Below are 18,914 nucleotides of genomic sequence, written 5' to 3' on the forward strand. Positions count from 1 at the left end.
GGCGTCGAGCAGTTCGGACATCTTGTCGTAGTACTTGGGGTTCATTGCGCGCTCATCGATAATCACCTTGCGCATGTTGTTGGTGATCGTCTCCGCTACCGCTTCAGGGTCCTTCTTGATTCCTGCGGGAAGCCTGTCGAGCGCACCGGCACCCATCTGCACAATCAGCTGAATAAGCCCGGCGTCCTGGAAGTCGGACACCACCTCGGAGGGTATTGCGTTGATGTAGGTGTCAAGCAGGTGGCGCATGCCAGCCTCGTACTGCTTGAAGTCGACGTTCTCGCCGGCGCCCAGCTTGACCTCGTCGCGCACGTTGGCATAGTGGGTGATCTCGTCCTTGATCGCTGCGGCTTCGGCATCGCTGTAGCCAGCGGCGTTCATCTCGTTGGCGAGGTTGCCGTACGCGCGAGTCACGGCGGCCACAGCCTTATATAGCGCCACACGCTTGGGCTCGTTGGCCTTAAGCTGCTCGGCGTTGCCCTGCTCGCGGGCACAGAAGTACTGCTGATACTGCAAGGTGTTCTTCGGCGGCTCGACCAGCTCACACAGCGCCCGGATCTTCTCCAGAGCTTCGTCGAGGTCTTCGCGGGCCTTCTCGATCCGGTCGGACAGCAGGCCCTCGATGTCCGTCTTCTCGTAACCTTCCAGAGCGCTACCCGTGTAGTCGGTAATCGCGGACTCAAGCGAGTTGAACAGGTCCCGATAATCGACGATGTAGCCGTAGTCCTTGTCATCGCCGTCGAGGCGGTTGACTCGGCAGATGGCTTGGAACAGCCCGTGGTCCTGCATCTTTTTGTCGATGTACAGGTAGGTGGTGCTCGGGGCGTCGAAGCCGGTCAGGAGCTTGTCTACGACAATGAGCAACCGCATCTGACCGGGATGATTGATAAAGCGGTCCTTGACGTCCTTCTCGAACTGCTCGACCTTGGCCATCGCCTTGTCGGCAGGCTCGTTGAAGTGGTCGGCGAGCATCTGCCGGTAGATCTCGTACTGGCGCAGTCGCTCGGTAGCGCCATGTCCGGAGTCTTCCTTGGCGATGTCCCCCGCCTGCGGCGCGTACGACGTGACGATGGCGCACTTGCCCCTGAACCCGGCCTGCGTGAACAGCTCGTAAAACTTGCACGCCTGATAGATGCTGGAACTGACCAGGATCGCGTTACCACGGCCATCCGACAGGCGCGGCTTGATCTCCATATCGAGCAGGATGTCGTTGACGATCTGCCGGGCACGCGGCTCCGAGCTGACAACCTTCTGTATGGTGCCCCAGCGCTTCTTGAGCTCAGCCCGGGATAGGTCCGTCATGCCCTTTGTCTTGGCTTCGAACCACTTGTCAACCTTCTCGGGTGAGGTCAACTCTTGGTCGATGTTGCGCGCCTCGTAGCGCAGGTCGAGCACAACACCGTCGGCCACACCCTCATCGAACTTGTAGGTGTGGATGAAGCTGCCGAACTTTTCGATCGTGGTGGCCTTGTCGGCCTTGAGCAGCGGCGTGCCGGTGAAGCCGATGAACATGGCACCCGGCATGAGCGCCTTCATGGCGTCGTGCATCTTGCCCGACTGGCTGCGGTGAGCCTCGTCGACGAAGACGAAGAGGTTGCCCTTGGCGCGGAAGTCCTTGGGGACGGTCGCATTCAGCTCGCGGATGAACCCGCTCTCGGCCTGGTCGCGGGCCGACTCGTCCTCCGAGCCGCGGAACTTGTGGACCAGCGAGCAGACGAGCCACTCCTCGCTCGTGTTAAGGGTGGTCAGCAGGTCGGCGCCGCTCTTGGTTCGATAGATCGACTCGTTGACACCACGGAAGACCTTCTCGATCTGCTCGTCCAGCTCGGTGCGGTCGGTGATGAGTAGCACGCGGCCATCCGGCTGGTTCTCGCGAATCCATTTGGCCAGCCACACCATGGTCAGCGACTTGCCGGACCCCTGCGTGTGCCAGATGATGCCACCCTCGCGCTTGGCGATGCGCTCCTGCGCCGCCTTGACGCCGAAATACTGGTTGTGCCGGCAGGTCTTCTTCTGGCCCGCGTCGAACACCACGAAGTCGTGGACCAGCTCAAGCAGACGCTCTTTCGAGCAGAGCTGGGTCAGGGAGCGATCGAGCGGGTCGSCGATGTCAGACGGCTCACGCCACGCCAGCCAGTACTTCTCCGGCGTGTCGATGACGCTGTAGCGCAGCCCTTCCACGTCGTTGCCAGCCATCACGAGCTGCACCGTCGTGAAGAACGACCGGATGAACTCGGGTCGCTGGTTCCCGTAGCTTTGCCGGATGCCCTCGGAAACCGCGACCTTCGAGCGCTTCAGCTCAAGCGTCCCGAAGGCGATGCCGTTGACATACAGCACGATGTCAGGGCGCTTGGTGTGCTGCCCGAACACCGTCACTTCCTCGGCCAGGGCGAAGTGGTTGGCCTCCGGGCGTGCCCAGTCGATGAGCCACACCGTCTCCGTCTGCTCGCCCACACCGGGCTTGACCTTCACCCCATAGCGCAGCAGGCCATAGACGTCACGGTTCGCTTCGTACAGGTCACGGCCACCACCGAGCGAGGCGTCGCTCTTCAGTTTGTCGACCGCCTTGTTGATGAGGTTGTCGCTGTAGCCGCGAGCACGGAGGTATTGCGCAAGCAGTTCGACCTCGACGTTCGAGTTCCCGTCGCGGTACTCCCAGTTGCCGAGGTACTCGTAAGCCAACGAATCCCGAAACAACTCAATGACGCGGTCTTGAGCCTTGCGTTCAGGCTGCCCGACGTTACTCATGACGCAGCCTCCACTGGCAAACGAGTAGAGCCAGTCAGGAGCTCCTGCATCATTCCAGCCTTTATCGCACGAGCCTTAGCGATGCGAACCTCCAGTGCGTTGACCTCTGCGCCTGCGTCATCGATGACCGACGCAATCGCACGCTGCTCGGCGTCGTCGGGAACTTCGACCTCGATCTTGCTGTACTCCGCGATCCATCGTCGCTTGTGGTCGACTACTGGGTAGTCGATCAACTGCATCCGTTCATACATGTAGTGAAGATTCACACCCGAGCGAGCGCTCAAGATCTTCATTGCCGAAGACTTCGCCTTGAACGGAAAGGTGACGAACTTTGATGCCGTAGTAAAGTCATCGAAGATGATTACCGGCACCGAGTAGTAGATGCCGTGCCTCTCCGTTGTGCGGCCAAGGACGAAGGTCTTACCGGCAGTCAGAACTGGCGTACCGACATCACCGTACTCGGTGCTCGACACCAAATAACGGCCAGGCTGCTCGTACGCCAGTAGATCACCAAGTCGCCTCAGCTCCCAACGTTCCGTGAAACCAGGGAGGCGGGTCGTGCCGGTCAGGAGCTGCTGCATCACGCCATGCTTGATTGCCTGCTTCTTGGCAATCATCCGCTCCAGCGCGGCAATCAAGTCGTCTACGTCATCTAGCGCGCGACCGATCGCCCTCTGCTCACGCGAGGGTGGGACGGTCAGCCGGTACTCGGACAGCTCTGCACGGTTAATCTTCGGGATCCCGCTCCTCGCAGACACACTCGTTGCGAAGTTCGTGAAGTCGCTACCAAGAATCGTGTGCAGAACAAAGGAGGCGTCGACGCCTGGCCGCGGGGTGAACGGATACATGTCTGCGCTGCAGAGTGCGTCGAAGTCGCACTTGTATGCCTTCTGCAGGTATGGGCGAATCTTGCTGTAGATGACGTCTCCGGGCTTCACAAGGTACTTGCCGCTGATGGCACCTTGCGCCGCCGCCGACTCCTTCTTCAGCAAGCGTCCCGTCTGAGAAGCCAAGTGGTCCGGTGCGATAAGCGGAAGGTTCCGATACGCAGGTGCCCGGGGATCGACTTGGCCGCTCTTGATCGTCACCAAGTCGAGCAACGCCATCTCGTTCCACGTTGACAAGATGGTCGACGAGGTCATGACTCGACCCCCATGTCTGCCAGGTGAGTGGCGACCTTCGCTTCGAGCCTCTCTAGTTTGGCATCGAGCGTACTAACGGTCAGGGCGTACCGTTCACCAAGTACCTGGATCCGCGCAACCAGGGCAAGCGTCAGCGAGCTGCCCACGCGGGCAATACGATCCGCGACCGTGGCGTGCCACTTGTCGTCGAGCACAAGCTGCTTGATCTCGGGCAGCGTGAGGTCGCCGTACTTCTTGAGGGTCGCCAGATCGAGCGCGGCCTGGGCCTCCTTGGTAGCCTTTTTGGCGATGGCTTCATCGTTGTACAGCTTGATTAGGTGTTGGAGAGCCTTGATCTCTTCTGAGTCAGCTCCTTCGTGCCGGGCTACCTTGAGCCGCGTCGAAGCGAGCACCTTTGAGATCTTGCCGTCGTCCATCGCCTCGGCGAGCAAGCCGTCTTCGACAGCGTGCTCCTCGACGTACTCCTCGACGGCGCGGCCGGCTTCCTCGGCCGCCGCGTTCAGCGTGTCGACCTCGGCCTGCTCGTTTGCAAAGTAGCAGGCGACGACGAGCGCAGGCGGGATGAGGTCCATCTTGTACTTCGTGGCACTACGCCCTGAGCCAACGACTAGGTCCGGGGTTTCGGAAAGCTTGCGCTCCTTGTCCTCGATGGTCTTGCGAGGTTTTGCCGCGTCGAGCCACCCATCGTTCATGATGAGGAAGACATCGTCGTGCATGACGCCGTGCCAGTACGTCATAAGCTGCTCGTAGACGTCGTACTCGTCGAGCAGTGGGGTGTCCTTGAACCGGGCCAGTAGATCGTCGCTGATGTGGGCGATCAGGTCCTTCGGAACGGTGTTGGCGTCGATCGCTTGCAGGATGGGCCGGTGGGCTGCGAACCAGTCGTCAACCTGGCCACGCACATCGGTAGCGAACTTCTGGAACTCGTCGGAGTCCAGGATGGTCTGCTGCACCTCGGTTACGCCGACCGCAAGGTCGCTGTAGCCGGGGCGGTTTGGCTCGAAGAGCATGGCGCGAAGGCTCGGGAACGCCTCCCAGTACCCGCTCAGCGCGTCCAGGTCGCGGTCCGGGATGCCGCCGTGCAGGTGGGCGTGGAGGTCCTGGATGTCCTCCGGTTCGGAGGAATCGATGTAGCGCGGGATGTTGAGGTTGTAGTCGTTCTTCGGATCGGCGATCTCGTGGAGCGGAATCATGCGCGAGTAGCGCTCGATCTCAATCTGCCGATTGAAGACATCGACGATCTTGTGTATATCTTGGCTTCGGAGGCGGTTCTTGTTGCCGTCCTTGATGAATCCCTTGGATGCATCGATCATGAAGACGCCGGTCCGCGCCTGGGCATCCTCCTTGTCGAGGACGACTATGCAAGCCGGGATGCCGGTGCCGTAGAAGAGGTTGGCGGGCAGGCCGATGACGGCCTTAATGTAGCCACGGCGCAACAGTTCCTTACGAATGCCGGCCTCAGCGTTACTACGGAAGAGCACACCGTGCGGCAGGATGACTGCGGCCTTGCCGTTGCTCTTGAGGGACTTGAGGATGTGGAGCAGGAAGGCGTAGTCGCCGTTCTTCTCCGGCGGCCGGCCGAGCTCGAAGCGGCCGTACTCATTCTCTAGGCCGTTGCTCCACGACTTGATCGAGAACGGCGGATTGGCGACGGCGAAGTCGAATGTCCGCAGCTGTACGCCCGTGATCAACTGCGGGTTGGTGATCGTGTCGCCCTTGCGGATGTCGGCGTCTTCGTTGCCATGGAGGATCATGTTCATCTTGGCTAGCGCCCAGGTCGCGTTGTCCTTCTCCTGGCCGTAGATCGTGATGCCCCGTGGCGCCTCGTCAGCCACCTTGAGGAGCAACGAGCCCGACCCGCACGTGGGGTCGTAGACCGTGTGGTCCTGCCGGGTGTCCGGTCCGATGCCGACGACCTTGGCGAGGACGCGCGAGACCTCGGCCGGGGTGTAGAACTGCCCCTTCGACTTGCCCGACTCCGTGGCGAAGTGCCGCATCAGGTACTCGTAGGCGTCGCCGAGCAGGTCATCGCCCTCGGCGCGGCTCCCTCGGAAGTCCAGGTCAGCGAAGATCGTTACCAGCTTGGAGAGCCGGTCCTGCATCTCCTTGCCCTTGCCGAGCTTCTCCTCGTCGTTGAAGTCGGCCAGGTCGATGACCTTCTCGAGCCCGTTGGCCTCGGCGAGCCTGCCGATAATCTTGTTGATCTTGTCGCCGATCTCCTTGTCGCCCTTGAGGGCGACCATGTCATCGAACGACCCTCCTGCGGGGACCTCGATCAGCGAACTTCGGTCAGACTTGGCCTTGTCCGTTACGTACTTCACGAACAGCAGCGTGAGGATGTAGTCCTTGTACTGGCTGGCGTCCATGCCGCCGCGGAGCTCGTCGCAGCTTCGCCAGAGTGAGCTATACAGGTCCGACTTTTTGAGAGCCAACGTCACGTCACCCCCTTGTCCACGTCGAGAGCAGAGCCTGCCCGGGAGCCGCGATGGGGCAAAAGTGCGACTTGTCCATGCCGAGGCGTCCATCCTTCACATGCCGCTGAGCGACAGATTCATCACAGTGAGCAACGCCCAAACTGCGTTCCCCAACGATAGCGTCGGGCACTGACGAGGGCTCACCCCGATGCCGGCCAGTCTGGCCCTGTTCCTTTGGCTTGGAGTGCGGCCAGCGGGCGGCACTGCCGGCTGACGCAACATTACTGGCGATGTGTGAGCAGCCCCTCGGACTACGCCGGCTTGGTCGTGCCACGACGCCGAGGGACGACGGCGACGGTGGATTCGGCGTCGGCGTGGGATAGCTCGGGAGGACATCGCCAGCCGCAGATGCCCCGGACGTAGTTCCGTCTGGGAGCAACTGGCGAACTGCAGGGATTCCGTAGGACGTGCGGATTATAGGGCTACGAGGAACGGCCGCTGACCGGCGGGGCTCGGTCGTGTCGACGCGCGTCTACCTGGGCGCGCTCGGCTGCGCCTCTTGGGCCTCGTTGATCTCGCGATATACCAGCTTGTCGAGGGCGCTCCGGAAGCCGGGGAAGTCAGGGATCGGTTCGGTGGGCTCGTCGTCAAGGGTGAAGTCTCGGCGTACGCCGCGGATCTGGCTTTTCAGATCCTCGGCGTCGACGGAGCTGTCGAGCCCGGTCTCGATATCGTCGAGCAGCAGGAGGGCGGCCTCGCGGCTGGCCCAGGTGGGGTGATCAAGCAGGAAGGAGCGCTTGACCCGCTTGATCTTCGCGCTGGTCTTCTCTGTGGCGGCCTCCCGCGGTGCGCGCCGCTGGAGCTGTCGAAGTTCTCGGAAGAGGACACGAAAGTTGGCGTCCATACTCTCTGCCGCCTGGGTGAGGTCGCTCTCGTAGCGGACGACGTCGAGCATGCTTCGGGCGAAGCCGACCTTGTCGAGGTGGAAACCGTCGACCAGCCTTGCTGCCGCGCCTTCGAGCGCGTCTTGGGTGCCTGCGCAGTCACCGAGCCCTTTTCATGCTGCGTAGGGTTGGCTTCGACGTGGTGCAGAACGAGGATGGCCTGGACGATCGGGGTCGCTCGTCGTGGGCAGCAGCGCAGCTTGTTCAGGATCTTCCAGGTTTTGAGGGTGGCGATCGCGCGTTCGCCGCGGGCGCGGATTTTCGCGTGGGCGCGGTTCACGGCCTTCTGCCGGCGTGACAGCTTCGGGCGGAAGCGGCGCCGTTTGAACGGTGTGTGCACGCTGCCACGGGCTCCTTGGTAGCCCTAATGGGTGCAGAGCGGGTCGGGCTCTTGCCGCGACTCCTTTCGTATCCCCGGCGTTCGACGCCTCACGATAAGGCGGGAGCTGCTGCGTGGCTCGGCCGCTCTTATCGGCGAAGGTCATCACGTCTGCCCTGCTCAGCGCGTCGATGATGCCGTGGGCTCGGGCTGCGGTCAGGTCGTGGACGCAACCGGGCAGCGCTGGTGAAGCCCAGACGAGCCGGCCAGCGGCATCGGCGATGACCTGCACGTTTACGCCGTGGTGCTTGTGTTTCCCGGAGAGTAGTACGGTCGCTGGTCGGCGACCCGGTCGATCGGAATCAGGGTGCCGTCCAGGATTGCGTACGCCAGTCGGCGGATCCGTTCCATGGCGGTGTCCAGGTCATCGGCGGCCGCCGCGAGCAGGGCTATCGCTTCCTGTACATACCGCCAGGAGGTGGCCACGCCGATGGCGAAGCCGGCCGCGAGCCGGGCGTAGGTGTCGCCGTTACGCAGGTGGGCCAGAGCCAGCAGCGCCTGCCGGCCGGGTTCGAGGCGCCGCCACCGGGACCGGCGCTGTTGACGGTGGCCGCGGATGCGTTCGGCCAGGTGGTTCAGGGTGCGGCTGGACAACGGAATCGTGGCGGGTAGGACAGCATGGCGAGGCTCCCGGTCGGGGCTTCGAGTCTTGGTCGACAGCTGTCCCACCTGAAGCCTCGCACCCATCGATCACCGGGCCTACCGCACCCCTCCTGAGCTGCAAAATCAGCTTGGAAAAGGCTCACCGAAGGTGATGTCCTTCGGCTTGAGCGCCTGGAGCTTCTGTGCCTGCTGCGGGTCGAGGAACTCGGCGGCGTAGCGCTTGACTGCGGCGATGCCGATAGGGACGGGAACAAGGTCTTCGATGGCGGTGACGCCGGTCGGGTTCGAACTGGTGACGGTGTCGGCAGGGAAGTCGCCCAGTTGCAGGATGAACTCCAGGTCGATGACAGGCTTGCCGGTCGGGCTCTTCTTGAGGGACTTGACCGCTTGGTTTCCGGCGGTGTCACTGTCGAGCAGGACGATGACTGCCGGGCGGTCGACATCGCGGCCTCGGGCCAGGTACGGATGTGTTGGGCTGACCCGGCGGGCACCAGGGCAAGTGTGTTGAGGTCGAGGTTGTCCATGTCGCCGGTCTTCTGCCGCCGAAGCCGGGCGGACATACCGGCGAGCAGGACCTGGTCGGAGGTTCCTTCCAGCATCAGGTTGCAGTTGCTGATGAACGTGGTCTCGGCGACGAAGCTCCCGAACGCCGAGCGCAGCGGCTCGTAGTGGTTGCGGGCGGCGTTCCGGTGGCCGTTCCGCAGGGCGGTCAGCGCGCTGCGGTAGCGGCTGCTGTGCAGGATGCCCTCCAGCACCACGTGATAGCCGTGGTCCAGCGCGAACCGAACGGTCTGCGCGATCAACGCCGGTGCGGCACCGCCGGGCAGATCCCGCTCGCGCAGCAGGATGCGGCGTAGTAGTCCTAGCGCAGCCCCGGCCGTGCCGGCGCCCCAGCTCCCGAGCGATGCTGCTCTTGCCCGAGCCGGAGTTGCCCCGGATGCAGACGAGGATCGTGTCCGGGCTGCCGGTCGATTCAGCGACCACGACGTCTCCTCGGATTCAGTCGTTGCGCACGGTGAGGTCGAGGGCGGCGACGGTCAGGTAGGTGAGGTCAGGAATTTGGTCTTCGCCAAGGGTGACGCCGCGCAGGTTGTCCAGCGGCGTTTTGAGCCCGTGGAGGCGACTGCCCCGCAGGTCGGCACCGTCGAGGTGACAAGAGTCCAATTCCAGGCCGGCGAGGTCACATGACCGCAGCGCGATGCGCGGTAGTCGGCAGGACGACCACGCGCCGTTCGTGAGAGTGCAGTCGGTGAAGGCGACCGAGCCGGCGGCGGCGACGCGCTGGAGGGTGGCGTAGTCGAAGCGGCAGCCGTCGAACAGGACGTCCTTGAGGCGTACGTCGGTGAGTCTGGTGCCGGTGAACCGGGAGCCGGTGATCGCGCAGCGTTCGATGGTGATGCCGGTCAGGGTCGCTCCGGAGAAGTCGGTGCGGGTGATCTCGCAGCCGTAGAGGCTGCCGGCTTCCCAGGTGCTCTCGCTCAGGTCCGCACCGGTGATCATGCTGCTGCGGATGCTGGCGTCCTCAAGGTGCGAGCCGCGCCACGCCGAGCCCTCGACGAGGGCCTCGGTGAGGCCGTTCACCAGGTCCGTCGTGGTGTCGAGGTCGTCCGGTTCGAGGTCCGGCAGCAGGACCTTCACGTCGCCGATCGTGGTGGTGCGCATGTGTCCTCAACCTCTGCGGGCGCGGGGTGGGCACGTCACCCCGCGCGCCCCATGGCGGGGGCTACTTCTTCTTGTTCCAGTTATCCCAGCCGGGTCGACTGTCGAACCTACCCTTGTTGGCCCAGGTGGGGCGGTTGTCGAACTTCGCCGCGTCGATCGACGCTACCGACCGCTGCGGGTCGACGCCGAGGCGGGCGAGTTGCTCGGGTGCGGCGTGAACGAGGACCGCGAGAGCGTTGATCATGGTGCTCCTCCTTGAGGGGTGAGGTAGTCCGCGGCGGCGCGGACGAGGGCCTGTCGGGTGGTTCAGCAATAGGTGGTCTCGCGGGCGGTGAACGTGGCGTGCTCGAAGTAGCGGTTGCCGGCCTGGGCGCCCCGGCAGAAGTCGTAGAAGGCGCAGTGGTCGGCGCAGTCGTTGAGGGCCGTGACGAACTCGGCGACGTAGTCCAGTTCGCCGGCGCCGGCAAGCATGGCGGTGATCGGCTGTTGGAGGACGTTGCCGGCAATGAAATCGCCGTATCGCGGCTCGGTGATGCCGAGCAGCTCCGGTGACAGCAGCACCACTTGCCCATCCCAGGAGACGGTCGGGATCGGCTCGTACGGGGCGTGGTCGACGTGGCCGGAACGGGTGGCGGCGAGATAGTCGGCCAGCCGGTCCACGTCGCGGATCCGCAGCGGGCTGCCGCCGACGCGACGTGCGATGAGGCGCTGCCAGAACCGGTACGCGTCATCCTCCGGGACCGGTGCGCGGTCAGCGCCCTCCTGCTCTTCGATGTTGAAGCCCACCGACTCGCAACCAGGCAGGCCGGTGAAGAAGTCGACGAGGGCTCCCGCGTGGTCGATGGTTTCCGGGGTGACCACACAGATCACCGAGTACCTCAGCCCCATGTCGGCCAGCATGTGCATGCCGCGCAGGGTGCGAGCGTCCGTCGGGTTGCCGGCCCGATCGAGGCGGTTACGGTTCAACGCGCCCGGTCCGTCGATGCTGACCCCGACCTCGAACCCGTAAGCGGTGAACAGCTCGCACCACTGGCGGTTGATCAGCGTCGCATTCGTCTGGATCTCGTGACGCACCATCCCCGCACGCCGCAGCTCCTCGAACGGGGCCAACAGGTCCCGGAACAGCCCGGTGGGTGTGGCGGTGGGTTCACCCCCGTGCCACACGACGCTCACCGGATGACTGCTGTTCTGCTGGGCTATCGACTCGGCGCAGGCCTGCGCGACCACGCCGCTCATCAGGCGCAGGGATCTCCGGTCGGGCAGGTAGCAGTAGGTGCAGTCGAGGTTGCAGAAGCTCGTCGGCTGCACGACCAGGGTGTGGAAGCTGCCGGAGACCGCCGGTTGGCCGGTGGCGTTGATGAGGCCGAGGCCGTTCACGAGGTGGCCTCCTCGTCGATGCTGGCCGTGGTGGTGCTGACCCGATAGGCGGGAGCGTGGCGGGCCGGCCAGCCGAGGAACCGGTCGAACATGTCGGCGGCGCTGCCCGTGACGCTCGGGTTGAGCCGGTGCAGGTCGTCGATCGCGTCGTGCAGGCAGCCGGCCAGGTAGAGGAACAGGCTCACCGGCACTTCTCGGTACTCGGCCAGGAGCGCGAGCTTCGCTGCGCCGCAGGGCCACGGCTGCCCGCATCGGCGGCACAGCCACAGCGGGCGCATCGGCAGATGTTCCACCTCGGCGGGTACGAGCCGGTTCACCGCGGGACGACGCTGCGGCCCGGTCACGGGCGACCGCCCTCGCGGGCCTGCTGCTCGAACAGCCGACGCCACACGAAGGTGAGCAGCGGCGGATCAGCGGGCCACACCTGCCCCGGCGAGGCCGTCCACCTGGGCTCGGGGCGCCGCGCCTGGCTGGCCATGGCGTTACGCGAGACGTAGACCGTCATGTCGCCACCCCCGTCAGGGACGATGAGCGGCGGGCTCGCCGGGGGAAGGGCGAGCCCGCCGCCGCATCACGGCGGCTGGAAGCAGACCGCCGATCACCCACCCACGCAGCCCTCATGGCGGTACGCAGGCGGGGAAAGCGCCGAGACAGTTCGCTCCCGGACGGGCCGAGCCAGCGGCCCAAGCCGTGGTGTGGTGCGCCGCTCATCGATCCCTCCATCTGCAGCTCCCTGTCAGTCATCCCTGACATCGGCATCGACACGCGCCGGTGATCTGGGGTGAACTGAACGTAGGGGCGGTCCGTCCGGAGGACCGGGAAAATCCGTACCGGGTCCGGCGGCCTTCAGCAGGCAGGGTGACGGTGTGCGAGGAATGACGGACGACATGACGATCGGCCAGCGCGTCGCCTTCTACCGGCGTCGACGCGGGCTCTCCCAGGAGGTGCTGGCCGGTCTGGTCGGCAAGACGCAGGAGTGGTTACGCAAGGTCGAGACCAACCGGGCCGACCTCGACCGGCTGTCGGTCATCCGCGCGATCGCCAAGGCCCTCGACGTGTCCCTCGGCGACCTGATCGGTGCGCCGAGCCTGTTCGAGTGGTCGGATGACTCCGGGCGCGAGACGATCCCGGCCTTGCGGGCCGCGCTCCACGACTACCGTCACCTCGCGCCGGCGCTTGCCAGCACGGTGGACGTCGAGGCACCCGCCCTGCGCGAGATCGAGAACGACGTCGCCGAGATCTGGACCGCCTACCAGCACTCGCGGTACGGCACCCTCGCCCGCCGACTGCCCTACCTCATCCACGACTGCCTCACCGCCACCGAGGCGTACGACGGCGACGACGGCCAGCGCGCGCATGCGATGACCGCCTACGCGCACCAGCTCGCCGCGTTGTTCCTTACCAAGCTCGGCGAGGGCGACCTCGCGTGGACCGCTGCCAGCCGAGGGCTGGCCGCCGCCAACGTTAGCCAGGATCACGTCGTCATCGGCTCACTCAGCCGCTCCGCCGCACACTCGCTGGCATCCATCGGGGAGTACGCCCAAGCCCTGGGCCTCGCCGCCACGGCGGCGCGGTTCCTGGAACCCCGGCTCGCCAAGCCGACTCCGCAGCTGCTGTCGGTCTACGGCAGCCTGCACCTCGTCTGCGCGCTGGCCGCCGCCCGAGACGACGATCGCGCCTCGGCCGACACCCACATCACCGAGGCCGACGCCGCCGCAAGACGGCTCGGCGCCGACGGCAACCACGTGTGGACCGCGTTCGGCCCGACCAACGTGTCGATCCACAAAACGACCGTGGCGATGGAACTCGGCGACGTGCAACGCGCCATCGCCATCGGCGCCCCACTCGACACCAGCACCGTGCCCGTCGAGCGACAGGTTCGGCACGCCATCGAAACCGCCCGAGCCCTTGCCCGGTGGAACCGCATCGACGACGCGCTCGCCGCGCTCCTGGACGCCGAGGTCATCGGCCCCGACCAGGTGCGCTACCACTCGCTCTCCCGCGACCTTGTCCGGGACATCCTCACCCGCCCCCGGCCACCTCGACTGGCCGTCGAACTCAGCGACCGGATGGGCGTCCGGTCGGGAGGACCGCGCTGGTAGCTGGGCTCAGATCAGCCGGCTCGTGTAGCCAGCCGCTACCAGGCGCCCGAAGGCCTCCCGTACCTCGTCCGGCATCTCCTGGGGGATCGCGAACCCGCGCTCGGCGTACACCTCGATCCGCTGCGTGTCGCCGACCAGCATGTCCACCACCCGCCGCGGGTCGCCGATGCTGCGCACGTAGTCGTCCAGGTCAAGCGGGTTCGACGCGCACACCACATCGACCTCGGGCCACATCAGCCTGCAGGTGGCGTAGGCCCGACGCTGCTGGTACGGCCGAGACATGATCAGCACCGACTTCACCGGAATCTGGCGTTCGGCCAGAAGCGCGCGGGAGAACTGGAGATTCTCGGCGGTGTTCGTGGCACTCGGCTCCACAAGAATCGCTTCCGGGGGCACACCCTGATCGACGGCGTACTCGCGGTAGTGCACCGCCTCTCCCCGCGGGAACCGCTCGACAGTAGTTGGGGCGTTCGCACCGGTGAAAACGATCCATGGGAACAGGCCCGCCTGAAACAGCCGCGTTGCGACCACGGCAACGCCGAGATCATGGCTGCCCAACCCAATGCCGACGTCGCATGGGCGCAGCTCGTGATGCATGTCGTGGTAGCGCCACAACGTCCGCACGTCAGCCCGGACCTCGTCTGGGAGCACGTGAGTCGGCGCCGCCGCCTGCCGGTCCATCAGCGCCCACCAGGTAGGGCAAGCACCGGAGTTTGATTCACGCCCCATTCCCTCATGGCGTCAGCGTAGGCCGGGCCGGATCAGATCAGCTACGGCTCCTCTGTCCACCGGGTCACATTCAGGCCGGGCCGGCACCATCGGCGCGCCATCGGCAGCCACTCGCTCCGTCGCCGCCAGCCCGCCTACCTGAATCCACGACACGATTTCGCCGGCCTCGCGGAAGGCTGTACTGAGCACGGAGTGAGCCGCGCGATCTGCGGCAGGTCTTGACCTGTCGCTCGGTGTGCCATAACGCCTCAGCCTTCGAGGAACTCCCGGGATGTCACTTGTTCCACAAACCAGTACATGGTGCCGGCGTCATCTGGACCGATGCAAAGCATGGGGATGGGGGTTTCGCCGAGCCGGGGCGACGGAACGGTCAGCTCCAGCGGGGTCGGTTCCTCCACTCCGCTCCGGTGGTACGACACTACGGTCAGGTACATTCCGGCGTCGCTGCGGAGCGGGCCCAGCCGGGCGTTGTCCTCAAGCGACTTTTCGCCCTCCAGCCAGTGCTCCTTATCGTAGGAGATCACCACGTCTAGGTCGGCCGCCTCGCCGACGTCGAGAGATCTCTGCAATACCCGACCGGCCCGGGTGTCGGTAAGTTTCGGCAACGCCCCGCGGTAAGCGGCATATTCTGTAAATGGCTCGTCCTGCAGCTCCCGCTGCCAGCGGATTCGCGCAACGCGGAACACTCCCGGGGCCAGTTCTTCACCGGTCACCGGATGCCCCGCATCCGGCACGCTGTGCACCAGGAAGTCGCCCGACCGCTCGCGTCTGGTCACGGCTGCTTGGTCCACCTTGAGGTGGAAGCGGTGGCCGCTGGGATGCTGCTGGTTTGGCCCGTGGGCAGACAGGTGGAACAGGGAGTTCCGCCGCCCGACGGCCTTCAGGTAGAAGTCGGTCCCTTGGGCGGTGAACCGCCAGATGTTCCCAACCGGGTGCCGTCCGTGTGGCGCGAAGGCGACTACGATCTCTTCCTTAGCCATCCGACCACGATAGGCGTTGGGTGAGACGTTTCCGTCAGCCGCGCAGGACGGGCGAGAAGAATCGGAAGCGGCAGATTATTCCGTTGCGGCCCACAGACACGACGAATTGCCCGTCGGTCGGCTCAGTCGGGAGTTCTCTCGCAAAAGAGGGCCGCCCCACGAGCCAACGGGCCGGCCACATCGTGCTCGTTGGGCATCTCGGGCCAGCTGACCTTGAAGTTCGCCGCGCGGAGAGTTCTGACGATGCAGTTCGCCAGTGCATGACGGTGGACTTCGCCTGCGTTTCCGTCTGAGTTCAGCGAAAGCCGCAGCCTGTTGTCGCTGCCTACAATCAGCCTTGGAAACCATGGTCCTTCCTCCGTCGAGATCCCTCCAGCGGTCAGGGCATTCTTGACGTCGGCGCCCAAATCGACCGCGGCCGCCCGACCATCCCGCGCCGCAGCCACCGACCGGCGTCCCGGAGCACCCCGCCGTGTCCCACCGACGCCAGCCCGGTCCAACGGCTCCCGAGCACCCGCCGGGCAACCGCCCGGCAACCACGTACGCGAAAACGGCCCCGACCCGGTGCGTGACACCAGGTTGGGGCTTTGATCGTTGGTGCGCCGCCAGGGACTCGAACCCCGAACCCGCGGATTAAGAGTCCGCTGCTCTGCCAGTTGAGCTAGCGGCGCTCGCTGACAACGGGACGAGACGTTAGCACGCCCGCCCAGCACCCCCGAAATCCAGGGTCGGCCTCACCGCACCGCCAGCGTGACCTGCCCGGTCGCGGCCCCCGACGGGTCCACCACCAGGGTGTACGCCCCGGAGGCCGGCAACACGGTCGGCCCGAGTTCACCGGCCCCGTTGATCACGCAGCCGCTGCCGACGGTGCTGCCGTCGGGCGCGCGCAGCGCCAGCACGCCGCACTGGTCCGGCAGGTCGGAGGCGGTCGCGCTCACCGTCACCGACGTGCCGGCTGAGGCGGTGAACCGGTAGCCGATGACCGCGCCGGGCCGTTCCACGACGGCGACGACAGGTGGCCCGCCGGGCGTGATCGCCGCCTCGCGGTCCCGGCTGGTGACCAGCCGCAGCGTGGTCGTGCCGGTGCCGCGTTCGGTCGGGTCGACCACCACCGTGTACGTCCCGTCGGCGGGCAGCACCGTGCCGTCGACCTCGCCGGTCCCGTTGATCACGCAGCCGCTGCGCAGCAGCCGCCCCTCGGCGTCCCGCAGCTCCAGCGGCGAGCACTGGTCGGTGAGCGTGCTCGTCGGCACCTCCACGTAGACGCGCTCGCCGGCGCGCCCGGTGAACCGGTAGCGTGCCCGCGCGCCGGGTTGCTCGACGGTCGCGGTGACCACCGGGCCGTTCGGTTGCAGCGTGCCGTCGCTGTCCCGCGCCGCGTACACCCGCACGGCGGCTCGGCCGGTGTCGCCGGGCGCCGCGACGACCCGCAGCGCGTACGTGCCGGTGGCGGTGAGGTCGACGCGGTCGACGTACCCGTTGCCCTTGATGTTGCAGCCACTGGCGATCTCCCGGCCGCCCGGCTCGGTGAGCACGTACGGCGAGCAGCGGTCGCCGATGCCGGGCGCGGTGGCGTCGACGAAGACGGCGTCCCCGGCGCGGGCGGTGAACGTCAGCGGCGCGCCGCCGGGGGCGAGCGTGGCGGTGGCGACGGGTACGGCGGTGATCGGGGTGGCCGCCGGTGGGGCGACCCGCTCCGTGCTCGCGCCGGCGACGGCGAACTCGGGGCGCCCGCTGACCGCGACGTCGAAGACGCACTCGGCGAGCTGGGCGGGCGCGGTGACGCCGGCCCAGCGGCAGACCTGCTCGGCGGCGGCGCGCCGGGCCGGGTCGAGGTCGGCGACGGTGACCTCCCGTTCCGGGAACGCGCGGTCGGTGAACGTGCCGGTGTCCTGCCCGTCGTCGTAGTGCAGCAGCGAGCGGTCCGCGGCGATCCGCCAGCTGTCCGCGTACGCGGGATAGAGCTTGCCGAAAGGCACCGGCTGGGCCAACGGCGCCCCGGAGGCGGGCGCGATGTCGTCGGCCGGGTCGCCGTCGAAGTCGCCGAGCAGTCCGCGTACCTTTCCGGCCCGGGTCTCGGCCAGCCGCACCAGGATCCGGTAGCCGTACCGGCCGATCTGGTCCACCGCCGCCGCGGAGCCGTCCGGCCACGTCACGTCGTACCCGTCGGTGGGGCCGGTGTCCGACGGGCGGCGGGTGAGCGTGCCGCCGCCGGCCAGGTCGGTGCGGTCCGGTGGTACGGCGAGCGGCGCGCCGTCGACGTGTACCCGCGTGCCGCCGTCGGTGAGGGTCAGCGCGACGCGGTGCGCGCCGACCCGGAACGCGACAGCCGAGTTGACCGAGGCGGTCCGCGTGCCCGCCATCGGGGCCTGCCGCACCTGCACCTCCAGCGGGTCGCCACCGGTGGAGGCGACCAGCGTGAACTCGCCGACTGCCTGGAAGTCGTAGGCGACCCGGTCGAACGTGACCAGGTGCGGGTCGCCGTTGCTGCCGCCGCAGTCGGCGCCGTCCTCGCAGAGCTTCACCGGCCCCTTCGGCGGCGGCGTCTTCTTGGCCGGCTTCTTGCACTCGTCGAGGCTCTTCGGCAGCGTCTTCCCCTTGTACTCGGTGCGCGGCGGCAGCCCCTTCGCCGCCCGGTAGCGGTTCTCCGCGAGCGTCGCCTTCACCTCGGCGGTAGGGATGCCGGTGCCGCCGCACGCGCCCTGCGGGACCGCGTTCCGAGAGATGTCGTCAGCGTGGTTCAGCTCGTGGTAGAGCGCGGCGCAGGGGTCACGGGCCACCCCGTCGTCGTACGGGTCGGTGGAGGTCGGGTTCCACGTGACGGTCGAGGAGCCCTTGCCGTCGGCGCTGTCCGGCGTCTCGAACGCGCCGGAGCCACCAGTGGTCGGGATGATCCGCACCCGGGGGCTCTTCTTGTCGCGCAGCCTCGGCAGCAGGCCGGACGGGTCGCCGCCGGGTAGCGCGAACCCGGCCAGGCAGCCGTCGACAGCCGCCTGGAAGTCGACGCCGCTGACCGGCACCCCGGCGGTCGGGTCGACGCCGTAGTCGGCGCGCGCCGGCCGGGCACCACCACCGACGTACGCGCCGACGGCGACCAGCAGCAGCGCCACGACGGCGGCGGTCGGCCGGCGGCGTACCAGCAGCAGCACGACCAGCGCGACGACGAGCAGCGCGAGGACTCCCCCACCGACGAGCCAGAGCCAGCGTCGGCCGGGACCGCCGTCGTCGGACACGGTGAACGTGCTGGTCCGCAGCACCGTCGCGCCCGCGCACAGGTCCGCCGCGCCGGTCACCGGCAGCGTCACGTAGCCCGCTGTCACCTCGTACCGGCCGGGTGCGCCGACCGGCCAGAGCGTGTCCAGCCCGCCGCCGTCCGGCGTGGCGGCCACCGAGCGGAGGACCACCTCGCCGTCACGCAGCCGTACCCCGGTCGAGGTCACTGTGGCGGTCGCGCCCGGCTCGACGGTGGTCAGTCCGGCGGTGGCGGCGGCGCCGATCCCGTCGTCGTGGAAGCTGCGGGCGAGCGTCGGCGTGACGTCGCGCCCGTCCCGGCGTACCCCGGTGATCTGCACGGTGCCGACGGCGCTGGTGGCGAGCGCGCAGGCCGCGCCGGTGGCGTTCGTGACGGTGAGGTCGAGGCGGACCTGGTCCCCGGCGCGGTAGTCGGCCTGACCGGGCCGCAGCGCCAGGCCGAGGCCGCCGTCGGCGGGCGCCGCGGCGGCGCTCGCCGCCCCGGTCGGCAGAGCGGTCACGAGTACGCCGAGCGCCGCAGCCAGCCGCAGGGTCCACCTCATGGTGCGGACTGTAGAAGCGGGTGGGCCGGTTTCCGCGCGG

At 66.8% G+C, this 18,914-nt stretch carries 12 protein-coding genes, 1 tRNA gene and 3 pseudogenes; 1 reads left to right on the top strand and 15 read right to left on the bottom strand.

Annotation, left to right across the window (positions count from 1 at the left end; all coding sequences use genetic code 11):
- The 11 genes and pseudogenes from A8711_RS04090 to amcA (A8711_RS32340) all read right to left on the bottom strand — a co-directional run.
- The coding region (locus A8711_RS04090) for a type I restriction endonuclease subunit R (RefSeq protein WP_069087490.1) at positions 1–2,748 on the bottom strand (2,748 nt) is incomplete at its 3' end.
- A complete protein-coding gene (locus A8711_RS04095; RefSeq protein WP_083296922.1) occupies positions 2,745–3,890 on the bottom strand; it encodes a restriction endonuclease subunit S in 1,146 nt (381 codons plus the stop codon). The genes A8711_RS04090 and A8711_RS04095, both read right to left, overlap by 4 nt.
- A complete protein-coding gene (locus tag A8711_RS04100; protein WP_255365593.1) occupies positions 3,887–6,301 on the bottom strand; it encodes a type I restriction-modification system subunit M in 2,415 nt (804 codons plus the stop codon). Before A8711_RS04100 ends, A8711_RS04095 begins: the two co-directional genes overlap by 4 nt.
- A gap of 535 nt (positions 6,302–6,836) precedes the next feature.
- Positions 6,837–7,259 carry a hypothetical protein gene (locus A8711_RS31910; protein WP_069087491.1) on the bottom strand — a complete coding sequence of 141 codons (423 nt, stop codon included), beginning with the start codon at positions 7,257–7,259 and terminating at the stop codon, positions 6,837–6,839.
- A gap of 105 nt (positions 7,260–7,364) precedes the next feature.
- Positions 7,365–8,287: pseudogene (locus A8711_RS33100) on the bottom strand (transposase family protein); the annotation flags it as partial.
- Positions 8,288–8,919: 632 nt separating this feature from the next.
- Positions 8,920–9,214, bottom strand: a pseudogene (locus tag A8711_RS31315) (kinase); the annotation flags it as partial.
- A gap of 15 nt (positions 9,215–9,229) precedes the next feature.
- Entirely contained in the window at positions 9,230–9,892 is a 663-nt protein-coding gene (locus A8711_RS04125) for a pentapeptide repeat-containing protein (RefSeq protein WP_069087494.1), read from the bottom strand.
- A 61-nt stretch (positions 9,893–9,953) separates the two neighbouring features.
- The gene (amcA, locus tag A8711_RS04130; protein ID WP_069087495.1) at positions 9,954–10,136 is read right to left on the bottom strand and encodes a multiple cyclophane-containing RiPP AmcA; all 183 of its coding nucleotides are present in this window, start codon (positions 10,134–10,136) and stop codon (positions 9,954–9,956) included.
- Positions 10,133–11,269, bottom strand: a pseudogene (gene amcB, locus A8711_RS04135) (cyclophane-forming radical SAM peptide maturase AmcB). Before amcB ends, amcA (A8711_RS04130) begins: the two are co-directional and overlap by 4 nt.
- Positions 11,266–11,613, bottom strand: a complete 348-nt coding sequence (locus A8711_RS04140) for a hypothetical protein (RefSeq protein WP_064446953.1) — start codon at positions 11,611–11,613, stop codon at positions 11,266–11,268. Before A8711_RS04140 ends, amcB begins: the two are co-directional and overlap by 4 nt.
- A complete protein-coding gene (gene amcA, locus A8711_RS32340; protein WP_176722748.1) occupies positions 11,610–11,774 on the bottom strand; it encodes a multiple cyclophane-containing RiPP AmcA in 165 nt (54 codons plus the stop codon). The genes A8711_RS04140 and amcA (A8711_RS32340) overlap by 4 nt, the downstream gene beginning before the upstream one ends.
- Positions 11,775–12,144: 370 nt before the next feature.
- Here amcA (A8711_RS32340) and A8711_RS04145 point away from each other — a divergent pair, with 370 nt between their 5' ends.
- Entirely contained in the window at positions 12,145–13,371 is a 1,227-nt protein-coding gene (locus A8711_RS04145) for a helix-turn-helix domain-containing protein (protein ID WP_176722749.1), read from the top strand.
- Positions 13,372–13,377: 6 nt separating this feature from the next.
- Here the strand turns inward: A8711_RS04145 and A8711_RS04150 are convergent, their stop codons facing one another.
- From A8711_RS04150 to A8711_RS04165, 4 genes are all read right to left on the bottom strand, one after another.
- Entirely contained in the window at positions 13,378–14,052 is a 675-nt protein-coding gene (locus tag A8711_RS04150; RefSeq protein WP_069087497.1) for a YdcF family protein, read from the bottom strand.
- Between the two features lie 296 nt (positions 14,053–14,348).
- A complete protein-coding gene (locus tag A8711_RS04155; RefSeq protein WP_069087498.1) occupies positions 14,349–15,080 on the bottom strand; it encodes a hypothetical protein in 732 nt (243 codons plus the stop codon).
- 595 nt (positions 15,081–15,675) lie between these two features.
- A tRNA-Lys gene (locus A8711_RS04160) sits at positions 15,676–15,751 on the bottom strand.
- A 63-nt stretch (positions 15,752–15,814) separates the two neighbouring features.
- The gene (locus A8711_RS04165; RefSeq protein WP_069087499.1) at positions 15,815–18,874 is read right to left on the bottom strand and encodes a VWD domain-containing protein; all 3,060 of its coding nucleotides are present in this window, start codon (positions 18,872–18,874) and stop codon (positions 15,815–15,817) included.
- Positions 18,875–18,914: the final 40 nt, after the last annotated feature.

It is taken from the genome of Micromonospora sp. II, from assembly GCF_001709195.1.
Classification (GTDB): Bacteria; Actinomycetota; Actinomycetes; order Mycobacteriales; family Micromonosporaceae; genus Micromonospora; species Micromonospora chalcea.

What these genes read in the sequence shown, in the direction of transcription:
- A8711_RS04095 (WP_083296922.1), bottom strand. Translation starts at nt 3,890, where the DNA reads ATGACCTCGTCGACCATCTTGTCAACGTGGAACGAGATGGCGTTGCTC.
- A8711_RS31910 (WP_069087491.1), bottom strand. Translation starts at nt 7,259, where the DNA reads ATGCTCGACGTCGTCCGCTACGAGAGCGACCTCACCCAGGCGGCAGAG.
- A8711_RS04125 (WP_069087494.1), bottom strand. Translation starts at nt 9,892, where the DNA reads ATGCGCACCACCACGATCGGCGACGTGAAGGTCCTGCTGCCGGACCTC.
- amcA (WP_069087495.1), bottom strand. Translation starts at nt 10,136, where the DNA reads ATGATCAACGCTCTCGCGGTCCTCGTTCACGCCGCACCCGAGCAACTC.
- amcA (WP_176722748.1), bottom strand. Translation starts at nt 11,774, where the DNA reads ATGACGGTCTACGTCTCGCGTAACGCCATGGCCAGCCAGGCGCGGCGC.
- A8711_RS04145 (WP_176722749.1), top strand. Translation starts at nt 12,145, where the DNA reads ATGACGGACGACATGACGATCGGCCAGCGCGTCGCCTTCTACCGGCGT.
- A8711_RS04150 (WP_069087497.1), bottom strand. Translation starts at nt 14,052, where the DNA reads ATGGACCGGCAGGCGGCGGCGCCGACTCACGTGCTCCCAGACGAGGTC.
- A8711_RS04155 (WP_069087498.1), bottom strand. Translation starts at nt 15,080, where the DNA reads ATGGCTAAGGAAGAGATCGTAGTCGCCTTCGCGCCACACGGACGGCAC.
- A8711_RS04165 (WP_069087499.1), bottom strand. Translation starts at nt 18,874, where the DNA reads ATGAGGTGGACCCTGCGGCTGGCTGCGGCGCTCGGCGTACTCGTGACC.